Source organism: Actinotalea ferrariae CF5-4, assembly GCF_000603945.1.
GTDB lineage: Bacteria > Actinomycetota > Actinomycetes > Actinomycetales > Cellulomonadaceae > Actinotalea > Actinotalea ferrariae.
The window spans coordinates 1-737 of sequence record NZ_AXCW01000550.1; the positions used below are offsets into that span (position 1 = coordinate 1).

Below are 737 nucleotides of genomic sequence, written 5' to 3' on the forward strand. Positions count from 1 at the left end.
CAGCCACGAGGCGATCTACCAGGCGCTCTACGTGGAGAGTCGGGGCGCGCTCAAGCGTGAGCTCGTCACGTGCCTGCGCACGGGGAGGGCGTTGCGGGTGCCGCGGTCACGGGCGCGAGCCAAGCCGGGCGCACACGTGAGCGCCGAGGTGATGATCAGCGAGCGGCCCGCCGAGGTCCAGGACAGGGCGGTCCCCGGGCACTGGGAAGGGGACCTGATCATCGGGTTGGAGCGCTCGGCGATCGGCACCGTCGTTGAACGGACCACCAGGTTCACGATGCTCGTCCACCTGCCCCGAGAAGACGGCTACGGCCTGGCAGCTCGGGTGAAGAACGGGCCCGCACTGGGCGGCTACGGCGCAGTTTCGATGAAGAGAGCACTGGCCACGGCGATGGCCTTGATGCCCGAGCAACTGCGTCGATCACTGACCTGGGACCGCGGCAAGGAGCTGTCCGCCCACGCCGCCTTCCGCGTCGAGACCGGCATCCCGGTCTACTTCGCCGACCCGCACAGCCCCTGGCAGCGCGGCACGAACGAGAACACCAACGGTCTCCTTCGCCAGTACTTCCCCAAAGGCACCAACCTCTCGCGGTGGAGCGCCGACGACCTCGCCGCCGTGGCCAACGCCCTCAACAGCCGACCACGCAAGACCCTCGGCTGGCGAACACCCGCCGAGGCCATGAACGAGCATCTACTGTTGCTCGAACAAGCCGGTGTTGCGACGACCGATTGAATCC

At 68.0% G+C, this 737-nt stretch carries 1 protein-coding gene; it reads left to right on the plus strand.

Annotated elements, in window-relative coordinates; translation table 11 throughout:
- Positions 1 to 733 (plus strand): IS30 family transposase (locus tag N866_RS19250; RefSeq protein ID WP_034229996.1); only part of this gene is annotated, 733 nt, incomplete at its 5' end.
- Between the last annotated feature and the right edge of the window lie 4 nt (positions 734 to 737).